This window comes from Peribacillus sp. SIMBA_075, assembly GCF_046534585.1.
This window is the reverse complement of record NZ_JAWRYN010000370.1, coordinates 1-296: the sequence shown is the minus strand read 5'-3', so window position 1 is coordinate 296 and position 296 is coordinate 1. Positions and strand designations below refer to the sequence as shown.

1 protein-coding gene is annotated in these 296 nt (G+C 68.6%); it reads left to right on the top strand.

The genetic code is table 11. From position 1 onward, the window contains the following. Positions 1-296: TonB-dependent receptor domain-containing protein (locus tag SB775_RS28625; RefSeq protein WP_410864563.1), on the top strand; the 296-nt coding region annotated here is incomplete at both ends.

Genomic DNA, 296 nt, shown 5'->3' with positions numbered 1-296 from the left:
GGCGCAACCCGGCGTCGGTCGGCAAGGCGTTCTACCGCATCCCGGATTTCCGCGCCGACTTGTTGGCCAGCTACCGCTTCACTGCCTGGCTGCGCGGTTCGCTGGGCGCGCGCTATTCGGGCCGCCAGTACAACTCGCTGGACGAAAGCGACGTCAATCCGCGGACCTTCGGCGGCACCAGCCGCTACTTCGTCGTCGATGCGCGCGCCGAGGCCACCCTGCCGCAGGGATGGGCCCTGGCGCTGGGCGTGGACAACCTGGGCGACGAACGCTACTACGTCTACCACCCGTATCCC